At 53.1% G+C, this 26,041-nt stretch carries 17 protein-coding genes and 1 tRNA gene; 10 read left to right on the top strand and 8 right to left on the bottom strand.

The features are described 5' to 3' along the window. The first annotated feature begins 59 nt into the window (after positions 1-59). From H7F08_RS04665 to H7F08_RS04690, 6 genes are all read left to right on the top strand, one after another. Positions 60-2,165 carry a putative bifunctional diguanylate cyclase/phosphodiesterase gene (locus tag H7F08_RS04665; RefSeq protein WP_193639990.1) on the top strand — a complete coding sequence of 702 codons (2,106 nt, stop codon included), beginning with the start codon at positions 60-62 and terminating at the stop codon, positions 2,163-2,165. Continuing rightward, positions 2,162-5,878, top strand: coding sequence for an EAL domain-containing protein (locus tag H7F08_RS04670; protein ID WP_075322505.1), 3,717 nt, complete (start codon positions 2,162-2,164; stop codon positions 5,876-5,878). The genes H7F08_RS04665 and H7F08_RS04670 overlap by 4 nt, the downstream gene beginning before the upstream one ends. 127 nt (positions 5,879-6,005) lie before the next feature. Further along, entirely contained in the window at positions 6,006-7,274 is a 1,269-nt protein-coding gene (locus H7F08_RS04675; protein ID WP_193639991.1) for a paraquat-inducible protein A, read from the top strand. After that, positions 7,267-8,928, top strand: coding sequence for an intermembrane transport protein PqiB (locus H7F08_RS04680; protein WP_075322503.1), 1,662 nt, complete (start codon positions 7,267-7,269; stop codon positions 8,926-8,928). The genes H7F08_RS04675 and H7F08_RS04680 overlap by 8 nt, the downstream gene beginning before the upstream one ends. Then, entirely contained in the window at positions 8,925-9,503 is a 579-nt protein-coding gene (locus H7F08_RS04685; RefSeq protein WP_193639992.1) for a membrane integrity-associated transporter subunit PqiC, read from the top strand. The genes H7F08_RS04680 and H7F08_RS04685 overlap by 4 nt, the downstream gene beginning before the upstream one ends. Continuing rightward, positions 9,500-11,023 carry an MFS transporter gene (locus tag H7F08_RS04690; RefSeq protein WP_193639993.1) on the top strand — a complete coding sequence of 508 codons (1,524 nt, stop codon included), beginning with the start codon at positions 9,500-9,502 and terminating at the stop codon, positions 11,021-11,023. The genes H7F08_RS04685 and H7F08_RS04690 overlap by 4 nt, the downstream gene beginning before the upstream one ends. 34 nt (positions 11,024-11,057) lie before the next feature. On the opposite strand, the gene rnr is transcribed toward H7F08_RS04690, so the two are convergent. After that, on the bottom strand, positions 11,058-13,301 hold the full coding sequence (rnr, locus tag H7F08_RS04695; protein WP_024893801.1) for a ribonuclease R: 2,244 nt from the start codon (positions 13,299-13,301) through the stop codon (positions 11,058-11,060). 37 nt (positions 13,302-13,338) lie between these two features. On the opposite strand from rnr, the gene H7F08_RS04700 reads away from it, so the two are divergent. Then, positions 13,339-13,425 (top strand) — tRNA-Leu (locus H7F08_RS04700). A gap of 47 nt (positions 13,426-13,472) precedes the next feature. Here the strand turns inward: H7F08_RS04700 and H7F08_RS04705 are convergent. Genes H7F08_RS04705 through hfq form a run of 6 tightly spaced genes read right to left on the bottom strand, consistent with a single transcriptional unit; the run spans position 13,473 to position 19,682 of the window. Continuing rightward, positions 13,473-14,768 carry an adenylosuccinate synthase gene (locus H7F08_RS04705; protein WP_075322500.1) on the bottom strand — a complete coding sequence of 432 codons (1,296 nt, stop codon included), beginning with the start codon at positions 14,766-14,768 and terminating at the stop codon, positions 13,473-13,475. 32 nt (positions 14,769-14,800) lie between these two features. Then, positions 14,801-16,003, bottom strand: coding sequence for an ATP phosphoribosyltransferase regulatory subunit (locus H7F08_RS04710; protein ID WP_193639994.1), 1,203 nt, complete (start codon positions 16,001-16,003; stop codon positions 14,801-14,803). Next, positions 16,003-16,875, bottom strand: coding sequence for a protease modulator HflC (gene hflC, locus H7F08_RS04715; RefSeq protein WP_024893798.1), 873 nt, complete (start codon positions 16,873-16,875; stop codon positions 16,003-16,005). The genes H7F08_RS04710 and hflC overlap by 1 nt, the downstream gene beginning before the upstream one ends. Continuing rightward, the gene (hflK, locus tag H7F08_RS04720) at positions 16,872-18,077 is read right to left on the bottom strand and encodes an FtsH protease activity modulator HflK (protein ID WP_142089767.1); all 1,206 of its coding nucleotides are present in this window, start codon (positions 18,075-18,077) and stop codon (positions 16,872-16,874) included. Before hflK ends, hflC begins: the two co-directional genes overlap by 4 nt. Beyond that, complete coding sequence (gene hflX / locus H7F08_RS04725) at positions 18,064-19,416, bottom strand: ribosome rescue GTPase HflX (protein ID WP_227487810.1); 1,353 nt, start codon at positions 19,414-19,416, stop codon at positions 18,064-18,066. The genes hflK and hflX overlap by 14 nt, the downstream gene beginning before the upstream one ends. Further along, positions 19,413-19,682 (bottom strand): RNA chaperone Hfq, encoded by a 270-nt coding sequence (hfq, locus tag H7F08_RS04730; RefSeq protein ID WP_010636787.1) that lies wholly within the window; start codon positions 19,680-19,682, stop codon positions 19,413-19,415. The genes hflX and hfq overlap by 4 nt, the downstream gene beginning before the upstream one ends. A gap of 287 nt (positions 19,683-19,969) precedes the next feature. Between hfq and ppc the strand changes: the two genes are divergently transcribed. Then, positions 19,970-22,759 (top strand): phosphoenolpyruvate carboxylase, encoded by a 2,790-nt coding sequence (gene ppc, locus H7F08_RS04735; RefSeq protein ID WP_142089766.1) that lies wholly within the window; start codon positions 19,970-19,972, stop codon positions 22,757-22,759. An 11-nt stretch (positions 22,760-22,770) separates the two neighbouring features. Further along, positions 22,771-23,349, top strand: coding sequence for a Maf family protein (locus H7F08_RS04740; RefSeq protein WP_142089764.1), 579 nt, complete (start codon positions 22,771-22,773; stop codon positions 23,347-23,349). 110 nt (positions 23,350-23,459) lie between these two features. Here H7F08_RS04740 and H7F08_RS04745 read toward each other — a convergent pair whose 3' ends face one another. Beyond that, the gene (locus H7F08_RS04745; RefSeq protein WP_031572359.1) at positions 23,460-24,266 is read right to left on the bottom strand and encodes a tetratricopeptide repeat protein; all 807 of its coding nucleotides are present in this window, start codon (positions 24,264-24,266) and stop codon (positions 23,460-23,462) included. A 245-nt stretch (positions 24,267-24,511) separates the two neighbouring features. Here H7F08_RS04745 and H7F08_RS04750 point away from each other — a divergent pair, with 245 nt between their 5' ends. After that, a complete protein-coding gene (locus H7F08_RS04750) occupies positions 24,512-26,011 on the top strand; it encodes an efflux transporter outer membrane subunit (RefSeq protein WP_010636795.1) in 1,500 nt (499 codons plus the stop codon). Positions 26,012-26,041 lie beyond the last annotated feature (30 nt).

The raw sequence follows: 26,041 nt of genomic DNA on the forward strand, positions 1-26,041 counted from the left end.
CATATTCGCTTATTGTCCTATATAACATCATACTTATTTAAGTTATAACGGACACCCTAGTGCCCAACCCGATAAAAAATGCTGCAGCCATTGAGCGTGAACGCAGCGCCCTATTTTCCGCCATGCTCCAAGCCTTAAGTGCGGTTCCTGCCGACGCCGGTGCTTACGGATTTCTGAATGCGCTTTGTCAGAGCATTCTCGACAACAACAGCACCCTGAAATGGGCATGGTATGCCTTCCAGGCGCCTGGAAAGCCACTTAGACCCTACCATGAACTGGGTATTCAGCATCATCCTGACATTCTTGAGAACCCTCAGGATCCCTGCTATCAGGTTCTGAGCAGCAATACAGCAATGACTTATTCCCTGGATAATCCTGATTGCCCGAAATGGCTGCTGCCTCTGCGCAAGCAGCTCTCTGAAATCATCCTGGTCCCCTTTGGTATTGAAGGACAAAAAGCGCTGGGTGTGGTGGGCAGCAGTGAGTCGGGTTACTTTGAACAAGTCGGCACCGAGTTTTTTTCTGCCTTTGCCTATATGGGCGACATGATCATGAGCCTGCAACAACATGCACGCCATGATCCTCTGACCGGTCTGTATAATCGCATGGAGCTGGATGACCGCCTGGAACAGGCGTTACATACGGCTGATCAGCATCAGCGGCTGCTGGCCGTGGCGATGCTTGACCTCGACAATTTCAAGGTAATCAACGAAAAGCTGGGTCGACTGGCAGGCGACCAGATTCTGGTTGAATTCAGTCAACGCATTCAAAAAAGTTTGCGAAGTCATGACATCATCTTCCGGATGGGCGGAGATGAATTTGTATTGTTGATTGAAAACCTGGAGCGCTGGGCTGATCTCGAAGTGGTCATGGAACGCATACGGATGACCTTGGATCGCGCCTTTACAGTCAATCAGTCAGAATTGCGGATTCAAGCCAGCATAGGCGTGACCGTCTATCCCCTGGACGACGGCAAGGCTCGGGATATTATTCATCATGCCGATCTGGCCCTGCATCAGGCCAAAAGACATAAAACTGCGCAGTTTTATACACTCTATGATCCCTCGTCCTTTTATGACCCTAACACGCCGCAAATCATAGCTCGTCAACAACGTTTTCGGGCGCTGCTGGCCGAGCATGTAGTTACTCTTTATCAGCCCATTATCCATACTCCGAGTGGTCGTATCCATGAACTGGAAGCCCTCGCTCGCCTGGAGGAAAACGGCATCCTACTGGAAACCGGCGAGTTTTTGCCCTGGTTGGCTGCAGAAGATCGCCGCAAACTCAGTTGCACGGTTTTGGAACAGGCCGCCCGGCAATGGCGCTTGTGGCAGGATGCCGGGCAAAGCGTTTCCATCGCGGTAAATTTCGAGCCGCAGGATCTGCTGCTTGAAGAGGTCATTCAGTCTATTGAAAATACCTTGCTACGCTTTCAGATGCCTGCCGGACAGTTGATTATTGAGGTGCTGGAAGGTGATGAATTTCTGGATTATGCCTCAGCCAAAGCACAACTGGGCCGCCTCAAGGAGTTGGGAGTACGCATTGCTCTCGACGATCTGGGCACTGCTTACGCCAGTCTGCTGCGCCTCAAGGATTATCCATTTGACGCCGTCAAACTGGACCAGGCGTTCAGCCGTCACCTGGAAAAACGTCCAAGAGATCTGCATTTTCTGGCGAGCATGTTGGAAATGGCCAATGGGCTGGGAGTTGAGCTCATCGTCGAAGGCATTGAAAACGCCGAAGTGTTTTCTGCCGTAACCGCTCTGGGTATTCGTCAGGTACAGGGCTATGCCATCAGTCGACCCATCTCCGCTGGTGAAATCAGTCAGCGCTTCCTGGGGCAGCAAATTTCAATGCAGTCGTCCAGCTCCAGTTTATTGGTCAGCTTTGCCCGTTTTCTGGTACTCGCCAAGGGCTTGCGGGCCGTACTGCAAAGTATGCCGCAAAGCATTAATGTTCAGTTGACCTGTGATAATTTATCCTGTCCTCTTTACCCGCTCATGAACATCATACCTTCCCTGCGTGAACAACGCGCGCAATTACAGCAGGTCATTGCAGATATCGTCGGTAATCATTTATCCAGCGAATACAGCATGGAAATTTATGATCATTTAACGGCAAACATCCTCAACGCGATGGCAGCACATATCACGGCCCAGTCTTGAAATCATTTGCTGAAATTCAGTTACCCGCACTCTCCCGGCCCTCGTCCCTGCGGCAGGTTTTTTTACTGAATGTCGGCTTTTTCGGCGGGCACTTGCTGCTGACTGTTTTTGCGGCGCTGATTTTCAGCCATTCTCTCGCGGGCCATTTCTGGCCCATCTGGCCGGCGGCGGGAATTACCGCCTACGGGCTCCTGGTTTGGGGACCAAGAGTCATACCGGGGCTACTCATTGCGTCATTACTGGGCGGGCACTTTTTTATCGACCTCCGCTGGGGAATCAACATCTGGTTTACCTGCAGCGAGATCATGGGTGCCTGGCTGGGCAGCCTGCTGTTACGTCGATTCTGTCCAGGTTGGGCAGGATTACAAACAGTCCGCCACAGCATCGCCTATTTATTGCTTTTTGCGGGAATCCCCTCCCTGTTCACTGCCGGTCTGACGGGAGCTGGTGGCTGGTTATTTACGAAAGCTACCGGGAATATTCCTCACCTGATTTTGTTTTGGACGATGGCCAAAGCAGCGGCCATCATCAACATAAGTACTTTATTTCTTCTTTTCTTCCATGGGAAGCCTGCGCAAAAAACGTATCTGGACAAGCGTTTTCTCTTGTTGGGAACGGGTACTCTAGGCGCTATTATCCTGCTTTTTTTTCAGACCTATCCGTCAGGAAATCTGGCCGTAGGGGCTGTATTTTTGCTCATATTGCCCTTTCTCTGGATGCTGGCCAATTATCCTGCACGCCTTGTCTATCCTTTGGCTGCCGTAGGGTTTCTGCTTGCTCTGACAGGAACCAGCATGGGTTATGGACCATACGAGCACAGTCATAATTTGTATCCTGAAACCATGGCGCAAATGGTCGGTATTCTGCTGGAATCCATCGGTTTGATAGCTGCTGCCATGATGTATGAACGTAGTCATGCCGCCACTGCACTGGAAACCGCCAACCGTGAACTGGAACAACGCGTATTCGCCCGTTCACAGGATTTACAAATACGCAATCGTGAGCTGCAGATAAGGGATGCCTTTTTGCAATCAGTCACGGAAGTCAACCGACTGTTTGCCGCCATCGACCCGCTCGAATTATCGCTGATTCTCGTCCGCTTTTGTGAGATTCTGGTTACCAGAATGCATTTGGCGGCAGCCTGGATAGGCGTCGTGGACGAGCACACCGGCCAGATAAATATCCCTGCCAAAGCCGGCGAATTAGCCATTCCACTCAGTAAAATACAAATATTCTGCTGGGCTACTCCAGAACACACCCAGTCACCCTCAGGTCGTGCCATCACGGAAAATCGCACGCTACTATTTGGAGCCAGTGACCCGCTATTTGAGCCCTGGCAGGATGTTATCAAAAAACATCGCATGGGTGGCAGCATCTATACACCGTTTAGCTGGCCCGATGGTCGGCGTGGGGTCATTGCCTTATATCGTTATGATGACAGTGTTTTCCCCGGCGCCATTATTGAATTACTAGAGCGTCTTAGTGAAGATCTCACCGCCTTTATGCGGCAAAGAAAAGTGGCACAGCAACTGGATGATGCGCGTATTTTGCAGAAAACCATGCTCATCAGTGGTGATATTGCCCTGCAGGCAAGAGAAGCGCCGCAGATGCTGCAGCAAATATGTGAAGAACTCATTCATAGTGGCCTGTTCAATGCAGCATTTATCATCCGTCCTGACGAACATGGCGTTTTTCAGGCACTTGCCCTGGCTGGTCATCATGTCGAGTGGATCTTGCAACGGCGTTGGAGCATTCATCCTGATGAGGTTCCCGACGGCCAATCTCTGACATCGCGGGCTTGGCGCAACAGAGAAAAACTGATTGTTCAGGATTATCTGCGTGCCCTTGGCCCCGAAACTGACTGGTACGCAGAAGCCAGCCAGAATCAATGGCGATCCGCCGCAACTTTTCCCGTCTATCATCGCCAGGAATGCTGGGCCATGCTCAATGTGATCGGGCCCCGTCCCGATCTGTTCAACCAGGAAATAACGGAAGTATTACAGCAAATTGCCCTGCTGGTGGGCCATGCTCTCGATGAAATCCATCTGAAAAGTGAATTATTGGAAGAACGCCAGCGGCAAAGTCATCTAGCTCGTCATGATGCGCTGACCGGGCTGGCCAATCGCCGGGGTTTCACCGAATTTCTGCATCCCGCCATGGCCAGGGTACGTCGCAATAACCGTCTGCTGGCTGTAGCCATGCTGGATCTGGATGACTTCAAGCCGGTCAATGATCAATATGGTCATGCAACGGGCGACTTATTACTGCAGGAAGTGGCAGCCCGACTGAGTCAGGCTCTGCGCCAAAGTGACCACCTTGCCAGACTCGGAGGTGATGAGTTTGTCCTGGTCTGGGACAATTTGCAAAACCGTGACCAAATCCCGCCGATCCTGACCAAAATTGAAAAAACACTGGCAGAACCTTACTTCCTGGGAGGATTACCGGGCATTCATGTCGGCATCAGCGCTGGACTCACTTTTTATCCGCAGGCTGAAAATGATCAAAGTGATGCCGATCTCCTGCTGCGCCAGGCAGATCACGCACTCTATCAGGCCAAACAGCATAAAGCCCGACGTAACCAGTTCTGGTCCATATTTGCCGAAGCGCAAAATAATGAACATATTCGGATTCAAACGCTCCTGCATGAAGGGCAGATGGTTCTTCAGTATCAGCCCGTACTCGATTTGCGTCAGGAACGTATTGTGGGTGTCGAAGCGCTCGCCCGTCTCAACAACAAAGCGGAGGCTATCTCTCCAGGAGATTTTCTGCCCTACCTTGAACCAGAAGATCAATGGCGGCTGACCGAACTGGTGCTCAATCAAATTGCCGGAGACTGGCGAGCCTGGAAAGAGGCCGGCATTGATCTTTGGATCTCATTGAATATTCTGCCGGGATCCCTGATCAGTTCCGTCACCTTGGAACGCTTGCAGAATCTTCTGGATGGCTGTGCAATTCCTCCCCAGAGCCTGATTTTGGAAATTCTGGAAAGTGAAGAACTCCGCTCGCTGGAATCCAGTGCAGAGTCCATCCGCAGCTTGCAAAAACAGGGTTACCGCATTGGCCTGGATGATGTGGGAGCGGGCTATGCCTCTTTGCTTTATCTCAAGGAACTACCTGTCGATGAAATCAAAATTGATCAGGCCTTTGTGCGTAATCTGGGAGAAAACCCCAATGACCTGCACTTTCTCCGGGCCATACTCGATATAGGCATATCGCAAAATGTGGAAATTATCGTCGAAGGAGTAGAAAACCAGAGCATTTTGAACGTATTGCGATTGATGCAGGCACCCATGCTACAGGGTTATGCCGTGGCCCGTCCCATGTGGGCCAGTGAGCTGCCCGCATGGTTGAGCAGCAGCACTCAGGCAATGAACGCAAATCACGAGATAAAATTCGATCTTCTCCAGTTATATGCTGAAGTCATTGACTACCAGAAAACCATTACCAACTTGTTAACCAGTAATCCAGACTGGTTTTTGCAGCTTTCTCCATGGTCAAGTTGCCACTGCCCGATTCAACAGAGACTCAAGCAACTCAACGCCATGGACCTCAGCGATCTGGAAAAAGCCCATCGTGATTATCATGCAATCCTCGAAGCTCTGGTACCAACCCTTGAAAGCGGTTCCGTTGTGGATATTTACCCCCTGCAGCGTCAGGGCGAGGCGGTTTTGCAGCAAATCACTCTGGCTATGCGTTTACAGCCTCGAAACTGAACAAACCGGGCCGCACCTTGCCACGGGAGCCATGAGAACCTATCTGCCTTTTTTCTGCTAAAATGGGTGGATGACTCATTTACAGAAGTCGAATTACCGGGCTTTCTCAAAGAGAGATCCATAAAATATGTCACTGGATACCACTCTGATTGGGGTTCCCGATGCCGCCCTGGACCCGCCTCATGGGGTGGAGGTCTGTCCGGATTGTGGACTGATTCAGAGGTTGCCGCTTCTACAAGGTCGGGGCAAACTCGCCTGCCCGCGCTGTGGCCATATTATGGAACGCACCTCCGGTCGCAGTATTAACGCGGCCATGGCCATGACCTTATCGGCCCTGTTCCTGCTGATCCCAGCCAATTTTCTACCATTGCTGTCCGTTGATATATTTGGCGTGCATCATCAAAGTGTACTTGCGTCAGGCATCTGGGGAGTGGCTGCCCAAGGCTGGCCCGTGGTGGCGGTGATTCTGGCCCTGGAATTGCTCATCCTCCCCTTTTTACGCTTCAGCACTCTGGCCGTGGTATTGCTCCAACTGGATACCGGGCACTACCCAAGCTGGCTGGGCAGGATGTTTCGCTGGTCTGAATGGCTGGACCAATGGGCCATGCTGGATGTTTTTCTGATTGGTTTTGGCATCGGCTATGAACGGGTCGCGCCCTTTTTACCCATCGAAGTAGGTACCGGAGGCTGGTGCGTGGTGGGGCTGGCCTTTCTCAGCATGCTCACGCGGGCGACTCTGGAAAGACGGGAAATATGGCGGCGCATTGGTCCTAATGTGGAATCTCTGGATCTGGACCAGGAATATATAGGTTGTGGCCATTGCGGGATGCCCGTTGCCGCCCATCAGGAAGGGCAAGCCTGCCCACGCTGCGGAGCAAAAGTCTGGCGCTATAAACCACAATCGACAATGCGTACCATGGCCTTTGCCCTGGCAGGATTTTTTTGTTATCCCTTCGCCTATCTTTATCCTATGGAATATAACTATCAAATAGGAAAAATGGAGGGCTATACGATTATGACCGGCGTCATGAAACTGATTGATGCGCACTTCCTGCTTTTTGCCGCCATCATTTTTATGGCCAGCATTGTGATTCCTTTTTTGAAGCTTTTTTCTTTGAGCTGGTTTTTTATTTCCGTACGGACCCACTCGGTCAAACAGCTCAGATTGAAAACCGCCATCTATCGTCTGATAAAAACCATTGGCCGCTGGTCACATGTCGATGTATTTACCGTTACCGTTTTTCTGCCCTTGATGCACTTATCCGGATTACTGGCGGTTTATGTGGGCGATGCACTTCCCGCTTTTCTCGCGGTAGTCGTCCTGACCATGATTGCGACAGAAATCTTTGATCCCCGCGCACTCTGGGCCGCTTATCTAATGGAACCTCATGAATAATCCTTTGCCAACTGCAAAAATTCGACGCTCCCGCTGGCCCGGTCTGATCTGGGCCGTGCCTGTCGCGGCCCTTGCCATTGTCGCCTGGCTGGCTTTACGCAGCTATATGGAACAGGGTCCGACAGTGACCGTGCAATTTCCGACTATGGGTGGCATCAAAGCTAACCATACCGTAGTGAAATATAGGGGCGTTACGGTTGGACATGTTACCGCTGTCAAGCTGTCAAAATCCCTTGGAGAAATTTCAGTTTCCATGCGTTTTGATAATTACATGGCGCATCATCTGGGCAAAGGTACACGCTACTGGGTTGCCGGTGAAAAAGTCAGTTTTTCCGACCTCAGCTCCCTCAAATCCATTATTGCCGGACCCTATATAGGTATTGACCCGCATAGTGGCCCCACACGCCATCATGTCATCGGACTGGATGAAGAACCTGTACTGAAAAGCGAATCCAAAGGTATCACCCTCATTTTGCACGCCCCGGAAAAAGGCAATATTTCTCGTGGAGCACCCATTTTGTTCCGGGGCGAACAGGTCGGTGAAATTCGCGGCGAAACCTTGCAAAAAAATGGGGAAGGGTTCGATATTTATGCCTTTATTCCCGAAACAAACCAGCATCTGGTCAATGCGCGCAGCCGTTTCTGGAGTTCAGGTAACATCGCTGTCAGTCTGTTTGGCGAGCACCCCGGCGTGCATATACCTGCCATTCCGGCATTAATCAGCGGGGCCATCAGTTTTTCCACCCCCAAAACCGGCAGCAGCGTGGACAATAATGCGCAATTTCCCCTTTATGCCAGTGCTGCTGCGGCTAAAAATGCGCCGGTCGAAAATGCCGTGGCCTATCAAATGCGCATGCCCGGAGGTCCACAGGGCTTGAAAACCGGTGCCGCCGTCATGCTGGAAGGGGCCCGTGTGGGCAGCGTCACGGCTGTGCATATGTTTTTTGATACCAAGCGCCAGGCACTCCTGACGGATATCGATATTAAAATCAACCCCGAGGCGATTCCGCTCCAGGGTGGGCAAGCCTGGGACATGGCCCATCCTTCCGCACAAATGAACGGGATTCTCCGCCACCTGATTGCCCAGGGCTTACGGGCGCAACTGGGGAGCACTGTTCCGATGCTGGGTTCCAGGGTCATTGACCTCAGTCTGGTTCCAGGTGCAAAAGCTGCCCGTTTGCTGCCGGGTCAACCGCCCATCATTCCCATGGTCCATGAAGCAGGCATTCAAAACAGTGTTCGTCAGCTGAATGGCATACTGACCAAAATCCATGCACTTCCTCTGCAGAAAATTGCCGCCAATCTGGATCAACTCAGCCAGAATCTGGCGACCGTAAGCAGCTCTCCGCAAACCCGCGAGACCTTGCAACATGTGCAGCAGACCATGGCCCATCTGGATACGTTGACGCGTACGGCCAACCAGCAATTACCGGCCATCCTGAAATCACTGAAAGGTGCCAGCCAGGAGGCGCATGCCGCCTTGCAGTCAGGCAATGCCCTGCTCCATAGCCAGGGAAGCGCCGCCAATGCGCCAGAATCCACGACGCTCCCACGCGCCTTATATGAATTATCACGTACTGCCCAGTCATTGCGGGAATTGACGGATTATTTGAACAGTCACCCCAATGCCCTGATTTTTGGAAAAAGACCATGACATTGCACAGAAAACTCCTCTTGTTGGGAATGGTGGCGGCGCTCGCTGGCTGCGCTTCCGTACCCACCCAGTATCTGACCCTATCCTCCCCATCTCCTGTTCCGGCCAGACAATCCTTGCAGGGCCATGGACTGCCCATAGTCGTTGCGCATGTGCAGATGCCCGCAGATATTGATCGTCTTTACCTGACCACGCTCCAGGGTAAACATCGTCTGGACGTTGCCGGTCATGTCCGCTGGGCGGCGCCTCTGGGCGGTATGGCGCAAAAAGTGCTGGCCCAGGATCTGGCAAGCGCATTGCCGGATAAAACCGTGCTCATGCCCGGGGATCCCATACCGAATGGCCCTTATCTTCTGGTCAAAATCAACGTCCAGAGTTTCATCCCCAGTGATGATGGCAAGGTCTTTTTGCAGGCCGACTGGTTTATCAGCCGTATGCCCGATGGGCACCTCCAAACCCAGGGACGCAGTCATTTTTATCGGGGCAATATCCCTTCCAGCCCCACCGCGCAAGCTGCTGCCATGAGCCAGTTACTGGAAAGGCTCTCTGGGGAATTGGCGCATCATTTGGGATGAACATCCACAAAAACGGGCATACTTCCACCCGGCATGCGTATTTAAATCCCCTGAAGCTGATTGAAGCACTGCTTCAACAGGAAAAAAACTGGCTGAATGCCATACCCAGACTGCGAGCCATCATTTTACTGGCCCTGACTCAGGGCCTCGCCAGTCTCAATCTGGCCGCTCTGGGTACAGTGGCGCCGGCATTGGAAAGCAGCATGCATATTGGCAACATTGGTTATGGCCTGCTGTCTACCGCCTCCATACTCACCGGCGCTGCAGCAGCTCTGCCCGTGGGTATCCTCGGTGACCGCCAACGCCGTGTTCCATTACTCATAAAACTGATCGTCTTATGGGCAATAGCCATGCTCCTGAGTGGGATCAGTCCCGGCTATTACTGGTTCCTGCTGACGCAAATGCTGGCTGGAGCAGCCGGAGTTTCCGTTGGTCCAGTCATTGCCTCTCTTTCGGGCGATTTATTTCCACCCTCATGGCGTGGACGAGCCTTCGGATTGATTGTCGGTGGAGAATTATTGGGAGCAGGTATCGGCATGATTCTGGCTGGCACCGTCAACACACTCAGCAACTGGCGCACGGTTTTTTTTGTACTGGCCATTATGGCGATTCTGCTTGCCTATTTATTATGGAAAGGCATGCGCGAACCCCAACGCAACAACATGGAGAAACTCGCTTTAGAACTGACCCAAAAAAATCCTACCAGGCAGACCCACGCCCAAGTAACAACCAACAGGCGCTATTTGCTCGAAGATATTCGCAAAAAATCCATTCAACCGGTCAGCAAAAGGATATTGCAGGAAGACCCCACCCAATGGCACTGGTTTCGGGCCGCAAAAACCATTCTCAGTATTCCCAGCAATGTGGTACTGATTTCCGCATCCTCCGCCGGGTATTTTTATTTTACCGGACTGCTGGCTTTCGGCATTCTTTATCTGACTCAACGCTTCCATATTAATACGATGGCGGCCAGCAGCCTTTTTGTTGGTGCGGGTTTAGGCGGCATTGGCGGGGTTATCGCCAGCGGCTGGATAGCCGACTGGTTATTACGCAAAGGACTGATTACGGCAAGAGTATGGGTTACTGGAATGGCCTTCCTGCTCACCATTCCGTTTTTTCTGCTGGCCCTGAATACCAACAATCAGGTTCTCGAATTTATCTGGCTGTTTTGGGGGTCTGCCGCATTGGGAGCCACCAACCCCACGCTGGATGCCGCGCGCCTGGATATTATGCACTCACGGCTCTGGGGGCGTGCAGAAGGGATTCGAATATCCTTGCGGTATATTCTTGAAGCCGCCGCACCCTTTGCCTTTGGTTGGGTATCCACCCACTTTTCTGAAAGCCATTGCCAACTCCAACATTGTGGAAATGGTTATGGCCTGCGCATTACTTTTGGACTTTTTACGATTTTGCTATTGGTAGCCACCATTCTCATGCTTTCTGCCATCTTCACCTATCCACGCGATGTGGCAACCGCGCTGTTTTCCCAACAGGCACGGAAAACACCAGAGAATTCCTGAAAACCACCTGACACTACCGATTCTCCAGCAATAATCAGGAGGACTCTTTGCGTGAACGCCGGGGACGACGGGATTTACCACCCGTGGCCTGCCCTTCTGGCACGGCTCGTTCAAAGTCAATTTTGCGATCATCCAGGTTGACATTCATCACCCGGATTTCAATGGCGTCGCCCAGCTGGAATGTTTCCTTACTGCGATCACCAATAATACGGTAATGCTGCGCATCAAAATGGAAATAATCTTCACCCAGGGTGCTGATATGAATCAGACCTTCCACATAGACCTCGCGCAGGGCGACAAACAGGCCAAAACCAGTTACGCCGGTAATAATACCGGTAAATGTTTCGCCAATTTTATCCATCATGAATTCACATTTGAGCCAGTTCACGGCCTCACGACTGGCTTCATCTGCACGGCGCTCGGTCATGGAACAATGCTGCCCCAACTCCTGCAGTTCCTTTTTGGCCAACCAGCGTGGTTCCTGAGTACCCGCATCCAGCAATGCCTGGATGCCGCGATGAACCACCAGATCGGGATAGCGGCGAATAGGTGAGGTGAAGTGGGTATAAGCCGGGAAAGCCAAACCAAAGTGCATTCCGGTATCCACCGTATAAAATGCTTGCGACAGGCTCCGTAAAATCACAGTCTGAATCAGACTGGAATCACTACGGTCCCGGGTTTCTTCAATAATCTTCGCCAGATCGGCACTACGCGGACGCTCCGGCAAACGCAAGGGTACTCCAAGCTCTCCCAGAAAACGACGCAAATCCTCCAGCTTATCAGCGGAAGGCTCTGGATGAACCCGGTACAACATGGGCAGGTCATGAATCCGGAAATACTGGGCAGCACACACATTGGCCGCGAGCATACATTCTTCGATAATACGATGCGCTACATTACGGGTAACGGCGACAATTTTTTCAATGCGTAACTGGTCATTGTAGATGATGCGCGTTTCCTGGGAATCGAACTCAATGGTCCCTCTTCGCTCCCTGGCCCCGGCAAAACTTTGATACAGGCGGTGTAACGCCTCCAGATGCGGCACCATAGCTGCATCCTGGGTACGCAACGCCTCATCCCCATCAAGAATGGCGGCCACTTCGTCGTAGGTAAAGCGGCGCTGGGAGCGCATGACCCCCCGGGCAAAACGAAAACGCTGAACCTCACCGGCCACGTTCATCTCCATTTCGCAAAGCATACACAGCCGATCCACATGGGGATTCAGGGAGCACAAGCCGTTCGAAAGGATTTCCGGCAGCATCGGAATGACCCGACGCGGGAAATACACGGAATTACCCCGGGCAACCGCCTCTTTATCCAGAGCGGAGCCCGACTGAACATAACTGGCCACATCGGCAATGGCGACAATAAGGCGAAAACCGTCGGCAATTTCTTCCGCAAAAACCGCATCATCAAAGTCTTTGGCATCGGCACCATCAATGGTAACCAGGGGAAGATCACGCAAATCGCGGCGACCTGCTTTCATATCCTCGGGTACCACTTCGGAAAAACGCGCAGCCTCGTCCAGAACCGCCTGCGACCATTGATAAGGAAGGCCGTAATTACGCACCGCAATTTCCACTTCCATACCGGGTGCCATGTGTTCGCCAAGAATTTCCACAACCGATCCCTGGGGCATATTGCGACCATCCGGATACTGGGTAATATTTAGCGTCACAATCTGCCCATGCACCGGCGCCAGTTCACCTCCCTCCACCACCCCGAATTCATGGGAAATCCGCCGATCTTCAGGCACCACGTAATGGCTGCCACCATCGGCAAAATAACGGCCCACAATCTGTTTCAGAGCCCGCTCCAGGATGCGGACAACTGTACCTTCAATCCGTCCTCGCCGATCTTCGCCCACCGCCCGGCCAAGAATAGTATCTCCATGAAAAACTTTGCGCATTTCCCGGGGTGATAAAAAAAGATCTTTGCCCCCGGCTTCAGGAATCAAAAAGCCAAAACCATCGGGATGGGCGCTGACACTCCCCCGAATCAATTCCATGGCTTCGACAATACCGTAGGCTCCGCGTCGGTTGCGGACCAACTGACCATCTCTTTCCATGGCACGCAGGCGGCGACGCAAGGCTTCCTGGTCTTCTTCCTCGATTTCGAGCTCGGCAAAAAAATCTTCCAGCGTCAGAGGCTGTCCCGCTTCTTCCAGATACTGAAGAATGTATTCCCGACTGACGATAGGGCGTTCATATTTTTCTTTTTCCCGCTCGAACATGGGATCACGTTCACTCAGTGCTGCGGGCTCCTGGTTTTCAGGCATTGACAACTACTCCTTAATCAAAGATCATTCCGTCCACGCCGAGGTGGCGGAATTGGTAGACGCGCTAGGTTCAGGTCCTAGTGAGCGAAAGCTTGTGCTGGTTCGAATCCAGTCCCCGGTACCAAAAGCAAAGGGCAGACTTCAGGGTCTGCCCTTTTTTATATTTCCTATTCACAACACCCCGGACAGGAGAATGGTATCCTCACGGTCAGGACCCGTTGAAATGATCGCCAGAGGCCGTCCGGCACGCTCAGCAATAGCCTCCAGATACTGACGTGCGGTCTGGGGCAGATCTTCCCAGCGTCGGACTCCAGCAGTAGATTCCTGCCAGCCGGGAAAAGTCTCGTAAACCGGTTCACAGGCCGCCAGTGCTTCAGCACCGGAAGGAAGTTCATCCTGAACCACGCCCTTAACCCGGTAACCCACGGCGACCCGGATTTCCGCCAGACCGTCCAGGACATCCAGCTTGGTCATGCACAAGCCGGTCACTCCGTTGACGCGACAGGCAGCGCGCAAGGCCACCGCATCAAACCAGCCACAACGCCGGGCCCGCCCTGTGGTCGCACCCACTTCTGCCCCTCGTTCCGCCAGAAATACCCCGGTTTGGTCAAACAGCTCGGTGGGAAAAGGACCCGCGCCTACGCGGGTGGTATAGGCCTTGGTAATACCCAGAACATAACCCAGTTCAGCCGGCCCGACGCCACTTCCGGCGGATGCCGCGCCCGCAATCGTATTGGAAGAAGTCACATAGGGATAAGTACCATGATCCACATCCAGCATGGTCCCCTGCGCACCTTCAAACAAAATTCTTGCGCCTTCTGACTGCAACTGTGCAAGACGCACGGATACATCAACTACCATGGGAGCCAGCCGCTCTGCCAGACTCAGATATTGATCGAGAATGGCATCAAAATTCTCTGCTTTCTGCTTGAAATAATGCTGAAGCACAAAATTATGGTAATCCAGCGCTTCACCCAGCTTTGCGGCAAAACGCTCGCGGTGGAAAAGATCACCCACCCGCAAGGCGCGACGCGCGACCTTATCTTCATACGCAGGACCAATCCCACGACCGGTCGTACCAATTTTTGCATCTCCTTTGGCATGCTCACGAGCCAGATCCAGGCTTTTGTGATAAGGCATAATCAACGGACAGGCATCCGAAACAAAAAGGCGCGCATGCGCATCGGGCATCACGGGCAGCAATTCATCCAGCTCGGCAAAAAGCGCCAGCGGATCCAGAACCACGCCATTACCAATAAAGCAGGACACACCGGGTCGCAAAATGCCTGAAGGAATAAGATGCAGCACGGTTTTGCGGTTGCCGATCACCAGCGTATGTCCGGCGTTATGCCCGCCCTGAAAACGCACAACCGCCTGGCAACGTTCTGTAAGCCAGTCCACAATTTTGCCTTTTCCTTCATCACCCCACTGCGTACCGATGATGACCACATTTGACTTATCAGACACGGAGCACTCCGCCAATAAAATGGAAAATAGTTTTAACGTGCATTCAGGGAGCGCAGCACCCAACCCGCAGAAGAATGCTCCAGGAGGGCATCAAAACCCCGGTTTTTCAACTGCACTTCATCCGGCAATTCACCCGCCAGAAAGTCTTGCGCCACCACATGCCCCTGCTGACGTTGCTCGGCAATAGCCTTCCATAAAGCCTGATCACTGCCGGCAGGCGCCCAGATACGTTGGTTCCTGCGCGATTCTGGAAGATCCCGCAGCAGAGGTTTCAGGTCCAGACTGAAACCGGTTGCCGGGCGACGCCGTCCAAATGCCGCACCGATATCATCATAGCGTCCACCACGAGCCAATGCTTCTCCACGTTGCGGCCCGAATAAAGAGAACAGCAGACCAGTATGGTAGAGATGACCACGAATTTCCGAAAGATCACATTGAATGTCTAGATCCGGGTAGCGCAGGCGCAGTGCTTCCCAAACAAAATGGAGATCATCCAGGGCCTTGCAAATGGCCGGGTGATGACCCAACTGCTGTCGCGCACGACTCAATACATCATGATCCCCTTGCAAACGGGCCAGGGCATCAAAATCAGCACAAAGGCTTTGTCCTGCGCCATGAATTTGCAGCCAGTGCCGGACATCCGGCCAGGCCTTGCGTTCTACATGCCGCAACAAATCATTGCGCTGGGTAGTGGCAAGGCCGGCCGCATCTGCCAGGGCCCGGGGAATACTGACATGACCAATATCCAGCAAGAGGTTGGGGACCTGGCAGTGGCGTAAACTTTCCACCATCAGGGACAACACTTCGAGATCCCCTTCCGATCCTGCGACGCCAAACAACTCAGCACCCACCTGAAAAGGTGCGCGGCTACCACCCAGCAAGTCAGGACGCGCTCGCAATACGGTTCCGGCATAAGCCAGACGGCGGATTTCTCCGGAGGCTGAAGTCTGGGCGTCAATGCGCGCCATCTGCGGAGTCATATCCGAGCGCAGGCCTACCAGACGACCACTATCCTGATCCAACAGTTTCCAGGTTTGCAGGTCCAGGTCAGCGCCACTACCGGTAAGCAAACTTTCCAGATGCTCCACCAAAGGGGGCGTTACCTGACGATAGCCCCACAGCGCATAGCGATCCAGAAGACTGCGTCGACAATGTTCAAGAGCATCTGTCCGTGCGGGCAGAACATCCTCGAAGCCGCTGGGCAAAAGCCAGGTCGGATGGTTTTCGCTGCGCATTATTTTCCCGCCTCATTCAAGGAATGCCGAAAATATTTGAAAAATGGAGAATCCGGGTTGAGTACCAGCACGGTTTTATCACTCAAAGCGTGACGATACGCTTCAAGACTGCGATAAAAGGCAAAAAATTTCGGATCCTTACCATAAGCATCCCCGTAAATGGAGGCCGCTTCGGCATCACCCTGCCCCTTGATCTGCTCCTGTTGACGATAAGCATCAGCCAGAATGCTGGTTTTTTCTTTCTCGGCGCTGGCACGAATTTGCTCCGCATCAGCTTTACCTTGGGAATGGTAGGTATTGGCCTGCTGAGTTTGCTCCGCCTCCATGCGCTTGTAAGTTGCCTGCAGCAGTTCCGGGGGCAAGCCTACCTGCAAAATCCGCAAGTCCACCAGGCGGATGCCAAAAGTTGACAAGTGCTGGTCTGCCGCCTGCATGACCGGGGTGGAAATTTCCTGCTGCCGGGCAGCAATGAGTGCCTCCATGGACATCGTCGCAATCTGACTGCGCAAAGCCGCGCGCAGAACATCGCCAATTTGGGTCTGGGCATTCGCCTGATCATGCAGCCGCGCATAATAAACTCCAGGATTCACCACCTGCCATTCAGCGAAATAACTCAGCAGTAAGGGCTTTTTGTCCTGGGTCAGAAAGGACTCCGGTTGCGGACTGTAATTTTGCAAGCGTTTATCCACATATTCCACATTTTGCAAAACCGGCCATTTCAAATAAAGACCGGGGGCCTTCTGCACACTGATTTGCTTGCCAAATTGCATGAGCAAGGCATTTTGTGACTGATTGACCGTATAAAAACTGGCAGAGGCCAGCAGCAGCACCGCGAGAAAAACAATCAGTACAGCCCATATCCAGTTTTTCATGAGCGCGCTCCTGAAACCGGCAGCACCGGTTGGCTGGCAGCACTGTCGGTATTAGCGACCGGAGCCGTACTGCGATCTGCAGCGGTGGCCGACGCTACCGAGCGTGTGCTCGCACTGGGCTGAGCGGCAGTTTTTTCGGGCATATGCAAATAAATCACTGCTTTTCCATGACTATCCATAATGACTTTTTGCGTGCTGCCAAGAATATCCTGCATGGTATGCAAATACATACGCTCACTCACCACCTGGGGGTTCTTCTGATAAGCCTGCAGCAAATCCGTAAAGCGGGCAGCATCGCCCTTGGCACGATCTACCACCTGCAACTTGTAGGCTTCGGCCGCTGTCACCATAGTGGCGGCTTCACCCTTGGCCTTGGGAATAATGCTGCTGGCATAGGCTTCCGCCTCACGCCGGGATCGGGCCATATCCTCGCGGGCAGTCATCACGTCGGTGTAGGAAGCCTGCACCGATTTGGGAAGATGAATGCTGAGAATCTGCACTGCGTTGATCGTCACGCCAGCATGTAATCCCGTCAGCAGATTCTGGCTACTTTGCTGGATCTGCTGGGCCATGGCGCTTTGATCCACATGCATCAAGGCTTTCAACTGGCTTTTCCCCACGGCATTGCGCATGGCAGACAAAGCCGCATAGCGAATCAACTGCTCTGGATTGGTGCTGGAAAACAGGTAATGACTGGCATTGCTGATACGGTAATCCACGGCAAAGTGAACATCCACCACGTCACCATTGGCCGTCAGCATCATTCCTGGATTCAGGGTATCCACGGCGCCACTGTAACCCAAAACAATCCGCTGATTCTCGGCGGTTCTGAGTAAGGAAACGCTTTCAAAAGGCACGGGCAAGTGATAATGAAGGCCCGGCTGGGTAATGCCGACTTCCTTGCCAAAACGCAGCACCACGCCTTCCGCATTGGGTCCGACAATATAAATACCCGATGCAATCCAGAATAAAATCAGTATGCCAATAATAATAATGGGCAAACGGTGCAGCCAGCGCGGATCCCACTTGGGACCTCCAGAACCCCGACCTTTGCCGGAACCCAACAAAGCACCCAGTTTTTTCAACTCCTGGGTAATTTTCTGAATGTCAAAAGCAGGCTTTTGTGGGTTGGGACGCCGTCCCCAGGGGTTGTTATTATTATTGTTGTTGTTTCCGTTTCCGCCCGGATCACTCCACGGCATACCAATCTCCTTCCTTGATTATTTCGGGTATTGTAGAGGTCGGGTCCTGCGCCTGACAACCATTGTCACGCATTTGCGCGCGCAGACGACGCCATGCCAGATCATCAATATCAAAAACCATCCGGGTTTTACCTTCCTCGTCAAAATCTTCGTCAATGACACTGGCCAGACGATGCAAACAGGCACGCAAAGCGCCTTCCTCAGGACTCAGCAGCAGCTCGACGCGCAAAATAGAGCGACCAACCCGTTCGAGAATAGCTTGCAGCAACGCATCAAGACCTGCACCGCTCCGGGCACTGACATTCACCGCAATCAATGTTCCCGAAGCATCATACAGCCCTCCACTCGCTTCACCCGTCATGTCGACCTTGTTGAAAACCACCAGCACCGGCAGAGAATCCGCTGCAATTTCTTTAAGGACAGATTCGACTGCAGCCATTTGCGTATCACGATCCACTGCGCTGCCATCGACGACATGCAAGAGCAATTGCGCCTGATTCACCTCTTCCAGCGTTGCCCGAAATGCAGCAATCAGATCCGTCGGCAAGTCACGCATGAAGCCCACCGTATCCGCAAGCAACACCGCATCCTGCCCGGCAACCTGCAAACGGCCAATAGCCGGGTCCAGCGTCGCGAACAAACGATTTGCCGCATAATTACTGCGCTCGGTCAGGGCATTGAACAAAGTGGATTTACCCGCATTGGTATAGCCCACCAAAGCCACAGTTGGCAACGGAGCGCGCTGCCGGGCCCGGCGCTGGGTCGCCCGATGGGCAGCTACCTTGACCAGCTTGTGCCGCAGGGACTGAATACGATCTCCAATCAGGCGGCGGTCTGTCTCCAGCTGTGTTTCACCCGGACCACGCAAGCCAATGCCTCCGCGTTGCCGCTCCAGATGGGTCCAGCCGCGAATCAGGCGCGTCCGCAAGCGGGTCAATTGAGCAAGCTCGACCTGTAATTTACCCTCATGTGTACGGGCACGCCGCGCAAAAATATCCAGAATCAACCCGACCCGATCAATCACCCGGCACTGCAAGGCCCGTTCCAGGTTGCGCTCCTGCACCGGACTTAACGATCGGTCAAACAAAACCAGATCCGCTGCCACTTCCCGCACTTTTTCGGCCAGTTCCTTCACTTTGCCACTGCCAATAAAAGTTGCCGGATCAGGGCGATTGCGGGTCACAGGGATTAATTCGAGAACATCCGCGTCGCTGTCGGTAGCCAGATGAAAAAATTCGGCCCCGTCGTCAAGATCCACTTCGCCATGTAATATCACATGGACCAGAAGGACCCGCTCACGGGGCGCGTCTACTGCAACTGCACTATGGGTCAGGATCAGGCCTCTTCTTCTGTCGCCGTCACCTCACCTTCGCCCTCAGGCAAAGGCAAGCGCACATCACGACCGGGAACCACCGTAGAAATGGCATGTTTGTAAATCATTTGGCTGACATTATTCCGCAACAAAACAACGAACTGGTCGAAGGATTCGACAAATCCCTGCAACTTGATCCCGTTGACTAGATAGATGGCGACGGGAACGTGTTCCTTACGCAGCAAATTAAGAAAAGGATCCTGAAGAATTTGTCCTTTTTGTTGACCGGCCATTTTTTATCTCCTTGACTATGCTTCATGGCGCTTTTAGGGTAGTGAAAAGCCTGCGGGACAGATTTCACTGCATGGAACTTAGACTAGCTCAAAATAGACGGGAAAGCCATGCTTATAAGGTCCACTAATTGATCCATATTGATGATGGACTGAAGCCACTGCGGCCAGCGATCCAGCCGTGAACGATTGACCTGCAGCCTGCTTGCCATTAGCTTAGAATTAAAATCCGCCTGTCATCCAGATGGTCCTGACAGTGGAGGGTTCACAAATTCAAGGAGAAGCAATTAGTGGATAAAACGGCCATCGATGATAAGGCGCTCCGTAGCCGCGTGAAATTACTGGGTAATCTGCTTGGTGAAGTATTACGCGAACAGGCCGGAACCCGGGTGTTCAACGCCGTGGAACAGCTTCGCCAAGGCTACATCCGCCTCCATAAAAAAGAAGATTCCCGCCTACGGGAACGCCTTGCCCGTTTCATAGACGCCTTACCCCAGGATGATCTGGTGCTGGTGATTCGCGCCTTCAACACCTATTTCAGTCTGGCCAACATTGCCGAAGAAGAATCCCAGCATCTGCAACGCCGTCGCCTTTTACAGAAGGGCTACGGACTGTGGACGGGATCCTTTGAAGAAACTTTCCGTTCCCTCCAGCAACAGGGCATCACCTCCGGCCAAATTCAGTACCTGCTCGATCAGACCCGCTATTTACCTGTCTTTACCGCACACCCTACTGAATCCAAACGGCGCACGGTGCTGCATGGTCTGCGCCGCATTTTCGTGGTCAGCCAAACACTCGATGACCCCAGCCTGAACGATGAAGAAGAAAAAGAAGTCATCGACAATTTGCGGGCACAAATCCAGATCCTCTGGGAAACCGAAGAAGTCCGGACCAACAAACCCCAGGTTCAGGATGAAGTGGAGAACGGTTTATTCTTCTTTCGCGACAGCCTGTTCAAAGCCGTACCCATGACCTATCGCGCCGCCCGTCGGGCGGCGCGACGGGTATTTGCCAACGATGACATCGACATTCCCGCGTTTATTCGTTTTGGTTCATGGATTGGCGGAGATCGGGATGGCAATCCCAACGTCACCGCCGCCATTACCAGCTGGGCCTTGCGCACCCAGAGCGTCGAGGTCCTCAAGGAATATCAGCAACGGCTCAGCGGACTTTATCAACTGTTAGGTCATTCCAGCCGATTCTGTGGCATTTCGCCGGTTCTGCTCGCCTCTCTGGAACGCGACGCCGATGATTTTCCGGAACTGGCCGAGTGGGTGGATCAACGCTTTCCCAGTGAACCCTATCGCCGCAAGCTGCGCTACATGATGACCCGCCTGGATTTGCGCCTGAGACAACTGGAAAACGGCCAGATCATGAATGAATCCGCTGGCCCGGCTTATGGATCAGCCGAAGCCTTTCTGGATGACCTGCTCCTCGTGCGTGACTCCTTGCGCGGTCACAATGATGATTACATCGCTGATCATGATATTCAGGATATAGTCTGGCTGGTACAGACTTTCGGTTTTCATCTGGCCAATCTCGATATTCGCCAGGAATCTACCGTGCATTCCCGAACTATTTCAGAACTGTACGCAGATGTCCCGGGTTTTGCTGGTTACCTTGAAATGTCTGAAGAAGCCAGACTGATAACTCTGACGGAAGCCCTCAAACGTCCCGGCCCGTTAGTTGAACACCACCCTGAACTTTCGCCGCTGGCTGCCGAAACCTGCGCCATGTTTCGTTGTATCGCCCAGCTTCGCCGCGAGATCAGCGCTTCCGGATTTGGAAATTACGTGATTTCCATGACCCACGAAGCCAGTCATATCCTCGAAGTACTGGTGCTGGCCAAGGAATTCGGGCTGGCAGGCTGGTCTCGACAGGGACTTTACAGTGAAATTGCCGTCACCCCACTGTTTGAGACCATTCACGATCTGGAGCGTATGGATGCTGTCATGTCCACGCTGCTCGATAACCCGGTTTATACCGAAATCCTCAGCAGCCAGGAAAACACCCAGGAGGTCATGCTTGGATACTCCGATTCCTGCAAGGATGGCGGCATTTTATCGTCCAGTTGGTCGCTGTATCAGGCCCAGCTGCGCCTGGCTGCCATAGCTGACAAACGTAATATTCAAATTCGCGTGTTTCATGGCCGTGGCGGCAGCGTCGGTCGCGGTGGGGGTCCCACCTATGAAGCCATTCTGGCGCAACCGCCGGACACGGTTCGTGGACAAATCAAAATTACCGAACAGGGTGAAGTCCTGTCCTTCAAATATGCCAATCTCGAAACTGCCATATATGAGTTGACTGTCGGCACCGCCGGCCTCATCAAAGCCAGCATCGGTCTGGTCCGTCCGGTTACTCCCGACAACCCGGCTTATCTCAAGGTAATGACGGAGCTCACCCATTTGGGCGAAAAGGCCTATCGCGACCTTACGGAAAACACCCCGGGTTTTCTGGATTATTTTTATGAAGCAACCCCGCTGAATGAAATAGCGCACATGAACATTGGCTCACGCCCCTCACACCGGCAGCGCAGTGACCGTTCCATGAGCTCGATTCGGGCGATTCCCTGGATATTTGCCTGGGCACAGTCCCGCCATATTCTCCCGGCCTGGTTCGGGCTGGGTTCTGCTATTGCCCAATGGCGGGTGGAAAAACCCGAACGGCTAGAAATTCTTCAGGACATGTATCAGCACTGGCCTTTTTTCCGTGCACTGATGGGCAACGTCAGCATGGCTATGGCTAAAACCGACATGGCGCTGGCGGGAGAATATGCCGGCTTACCACTTGATCAGGAGCTCGCCAAGTCGGTTTTCCAGAAAATCCGCCAGGAGTTTGAACTGAGTCTTGGAGAAATGCTGGCCATGGCTGGAACCGAGCAACTGCTTTCCGATAATCCTGGCCTCGCTTTTTCTTTGCAGCGTCGTAACGTATACATGGAACCCCTGAATCATATTCAGCTCGCCCTGCTCCGCCGTTACCGCAATGATGATGCACCGCCGGAATTCCGGGAAATATGGCTGGATCCCCTGCTGCGCACCATCAACGCCATCGCCGCCGGACAACGCAATACAGGCTGAAAAAACTTTTCATGTTGCTACCTGAACTGATTCTGGCCTCCACCAGCCCGTATCGAAAGGCATTGCTGCAGCGTCTGCAAATTCCCTTTCGCTGCGTAGCTTCCCAGGTTGATGAAAGCCCACTTCCGGATGAAACCCCGGAACAGCTTGTGGCGCGTCTGGCTCTGGCCAAGGCGCAAGCCGTATTAGCCAGCCACCCCGAAGCATTGGTTATCGGCGCTGATCAAATGGCTTACTGTGCAGGTCGGGTTCTGGGAAAGCCAGAATCCGTTGCCAGGGCCGAAGAGCAACTGCAATGGATGCAAGGTCGTCGGGTCGAATATCTCAATGGTATTGCCATAGCGGATGCCAGCGGCGCGGAGCAGTTCATCGTACCCTACTCTCTAACCTTACGCGCACTAAGCCCGAAGGATATCCGTCGCTATATTGAAAAAGATCAGCCCCTCGACTGTGCCGGAAGTTTACGTTCTGAAGGTCTGGGGATCAGTCTGCTGGAAAAAATGGAAGGCGCAGACCCCAACGCCCTGATGGGAATGCCGCTGCTGACCATTTCCGAAGTGTTGCGCCGCCGGGGATATGCGCTCCCCTGAGATCAGGCATCGACAATCAGGATGGATGCATTACAGCAGGTCCGACCAGCCAGGAAGCAAAAAGGGCGACTTATCCATTCGCCCTTTCTTTTTAAGCAAATAACAAAAGGTCAGCCCCAGCCATCGCCGCCATCATCCATCCCGAAATCATCATTACTGGCTAGCTGGTCATTACCCCAGGAATCATCGGTCAGGCCTAGATCGTCATTGCCTGATGCATTGGCTTGTGTTCCGGCAGCTTCGTGACCACCGAACAAACTTCCGGCAAGCGCCTGTCCGGCAGCCAGCCCGGCACCCACTCCGACACCGGTAGCAATTCCCGATGCGAGATTAGAACCCAAGCCACCACCCTGTTGGGGCATTCCCCCCATCGGACCACCAGGATATCCCGGACCATTAGGTCCATAGCCACCATTCATGCTGCCAAACGGCCCTGGGGTCGGCCCACCCCGATACATCAGTTGTGCACTCTGCCGGCGCCGCCGTAAAAACATGGAGATCGCCACAATCAACACAATCAGGCCCAGAAAAAAGACCAAAGCGGAGCCCCAGGGACTCTTTTTTTCAGCCGCCGGCCTGGTCACAGCCTTGCTATGACTCTGCACGGATTTTTTGAATTTCTGCAAGACTTCCGGCTTGACGAAAGGCATGGTCGGAGCCAGTTGTTCAGATTTCTGCAGGGCCGCTGCAGCTTCTGACCATTTGCCCTGACGTGCGAGAATTCTCGACTCCAGGTATTGCGCCTCCGCAGAATTAGGATGCGTAGTCAGCACTTCCTGCATCATGCTTTGTGCCTGGTCCAGATGACCACTGTGAATGGCTTGCGTCACCTGAGTGACAGAAGGTTCGGCCCATGCTAATGGTGCCGTGACTAAACTGACAAGCAGGATGCTTGTTCCCAAAAATTTTTTATTCATTCGCTCCCCCAATAAAAATTGTTGCACAGTTAATATGGGGTGAAATTCTACAAGAATCAAGCGTACTGTAGCATTTTGTAACTCTCTATATTCATGCGACAATTTAGCTTGAATGACTGGACAGGGGTGACCGTAGAGGATGCCCGTCATGGTTCTATAGCTTGAACAGGCCCGAGTTTGACAGAATTGCCAATAATAGCCATTATACTGACCGGTCGGTTCAGACCTCTGAGAGGTAATTTTTAGTGCACAAACCACTACCCAAACCCGTTGCGGCCCTCTTGGCCCTAGGTGTTGCCAGCAGTCTGGCAGCTTGTAGCTTTGAACCCAAGCTACGGGTGCCGCCCGCGCCTTCCGACAAAATGGCTTATACGGCGGGCAAAAGTCCGGTAAAAACCGTTACGCCCGGCGGTATGGCCGGAGCAGCGCAGGAAATCCAGTATGGCACCGAGCTACATGAACAATGGTGGAAACTGTTCCACTCCAAAGCTCTGGATACCCTCATCAGCGTGGGCCTGAAAAACAGTCCGACCATTGCGGCTGCCCAGGCCCAAATGCGTGAAGCACAAGCCACAGCGCGTGCCAATGCCAGCATTTTTTATCCGCAGGTAACTGGCACCCTGCAGGCCAATCGCAGCAAAAGCACGGCCGCCACTTTTGGTGGCAGTGGGGGTATCCATTACTCATTGATCAACGGGTCGCTGGGGGTGTCTTATTACCCTGACATTTTTGGTGTTAATCGCCTGGTCTATCGCAACAGCGAAGAGTTGGTGAAATACCAACAGTGGCAGTTGGAAGCCGCGAAACTGACCCTGACCGGCAATATTGTCACCACCGCCATTGATGAAGCGGCTACCGCAGAACAAATCCAGGCTACCAGGGCCATCATCGCCCACGAAAAAAAGCTGCTGGAACTGACCGAAAATCAGTATCGTGCCGGTGCCATCGACTACAGCACGGTCATGACCCAAAAAAGTCAGATGGCCAGTGAAGCCGCCACCCTGCCGCCGCTGGAACAGCAATTGGCCGTCTATCGCCATGAACTCGCCATTCTCGTTGGGGCATTTCCTGCGAATGCCAAACGCCAGAATTTTACGCTGACCGATCTGAAACTGCCGGAAAAACTGCCCGTCAGCTTACCGTCGCAACTCCTCCAGCAAAGACCGGATATCCGCGCCGTAATGGCCCAGATGAAAGCGGCAAATGCGCAGATAGGGGAAGCGCGCGCGCAGTTTTATCCGACCGTCAAGCTGACGGCCGCATTCGGCAATGCCGCCAGCAACCCCAACATATTTTTTGACCCCGTCAGCAGCATCTGGAGCCTGGTCGGGTCCATGTCCCAGCCTTTGTTTGAAGGTGGCAAACTGGAAGCCCAGAAAGCCGAGGCACATGCTGCCTATGACGCACTCTACGCCAACTACCGCAGCACCGTGCTCAATGCTTTTGATCAGGTGGCCAACGGGTTGCGGGCGGTGGAGCATGATGCCCAGGCCCTCGCCGCCCAGCGTGAGGCGCTGTCCGCTTCCCGGGAAGCACTTAAACTGGCGCAGGCCAGTTACCGCGCCGGTGCCAGTGATTATCTGACCCTGCTGACGGCTGAAGTCCAGTACAACACCGCCAAAATTGCCGAGATCAAGGCTCAATCCCAGCGTTATCAGGATAGTGCCGCATTACTCGTGGCTTTGGGGGGTGGCTGGTGGAACAAGCCGGATCAGAAGTCAACGACTACGCCTACCCATTCTTAAACCTTTTTATTGATCGCAGCCATCCTCTGC

The organism is Acidithiobacillus sp. HP-11 (assembly GCF_015100075.1).
Lineage (GTDB): Bacteria > Pseudomonadota > Gammaproteobacteria > Acidithiobacillales > Acidithiobacillaceae > Acidithiobacillus > Acidithiobacillus thiooxidans.

Excerpts from the sequence above, each read along its gene's own strand:
- H7F08_RS04675 (WP_193639991.1), top strand. The coding sequence starts at position 6,006 with ATGTCACTGGATACCACTCTGATTGGGGTTCCCGATGCCGCCCTGGAC.
- H7F08_RS04680 (WP_075322503.1), top strand. The coding sequence starts at position 7,267 with ATGAATAATCCTTTGCCAACTGCAAAAATTCGACGCTCCCGCTGGCCC.
- H7F08_RS04685 (WP_193639992.1), top strand. The coding sequence starts at position 8,925 with ATGACATTGCACAGAAAACTCCTCTTGTTGGGAATGGTGGCGGCGCTC.
- H7F08_RS04690 (WP_193639993.1), top strand. The coding sequence starts at position 9,500 with ATGAACATCCACAAAAACGGGCATACTTCCACCCGGCATGCGTATTTA.
- rnr (WP_024893801.1), bottom strand. The coding sequence starts at position 13,301 with ATGCCTGAAAACCAGGAGCCCGCAGCACTGAGTGAACGTGATCCCATG.
- H7F08_RS04710 (WP_193639994.1), bottom strand. The coding sequence starts at position 16,003 with ATGCGCAGCGAAAACCATCCGACCTGGCTTTTGCCCAGCGGCTTCGAG.
- hflC (WP_024893798.1), bottom strand. The coding sequence starts at position 16,875 with ATGAAAAACTGGATATGGGCTGTACTGATTGTTTTTCTCGCGGTGCTG.
- hflK (WP_142089767.1), bottom strand. The coding sequence starts at position 18,077 with ATGCCGTGGAGTGATCCGGGCGGAAACGGAAACAACAACAATAATAAT.
- hfq (WP_010636787.1), bottom strand. The coding sequence starts at position 19,682 with ATGGCCGGTCAACAAAAAGGACAAATTCTTCAGGATCCTTTTCTTAAT.
- H7F08_RS04740 (WP_142089764.1), top strand. The coding sequence starts at position 22,771 with ATGTTGCTACCTGAACTGATTCTGGCCTCCACCAGCCCGTATCGAAAG.
- H7F08_RS04745 (WP_031572359.1), bottom strand. The coding sequence starts at position 24,266 with ATGAATAAAAAATTTTTGGGAACAAGCATCCTGCTTGTCAGTTTAGTC.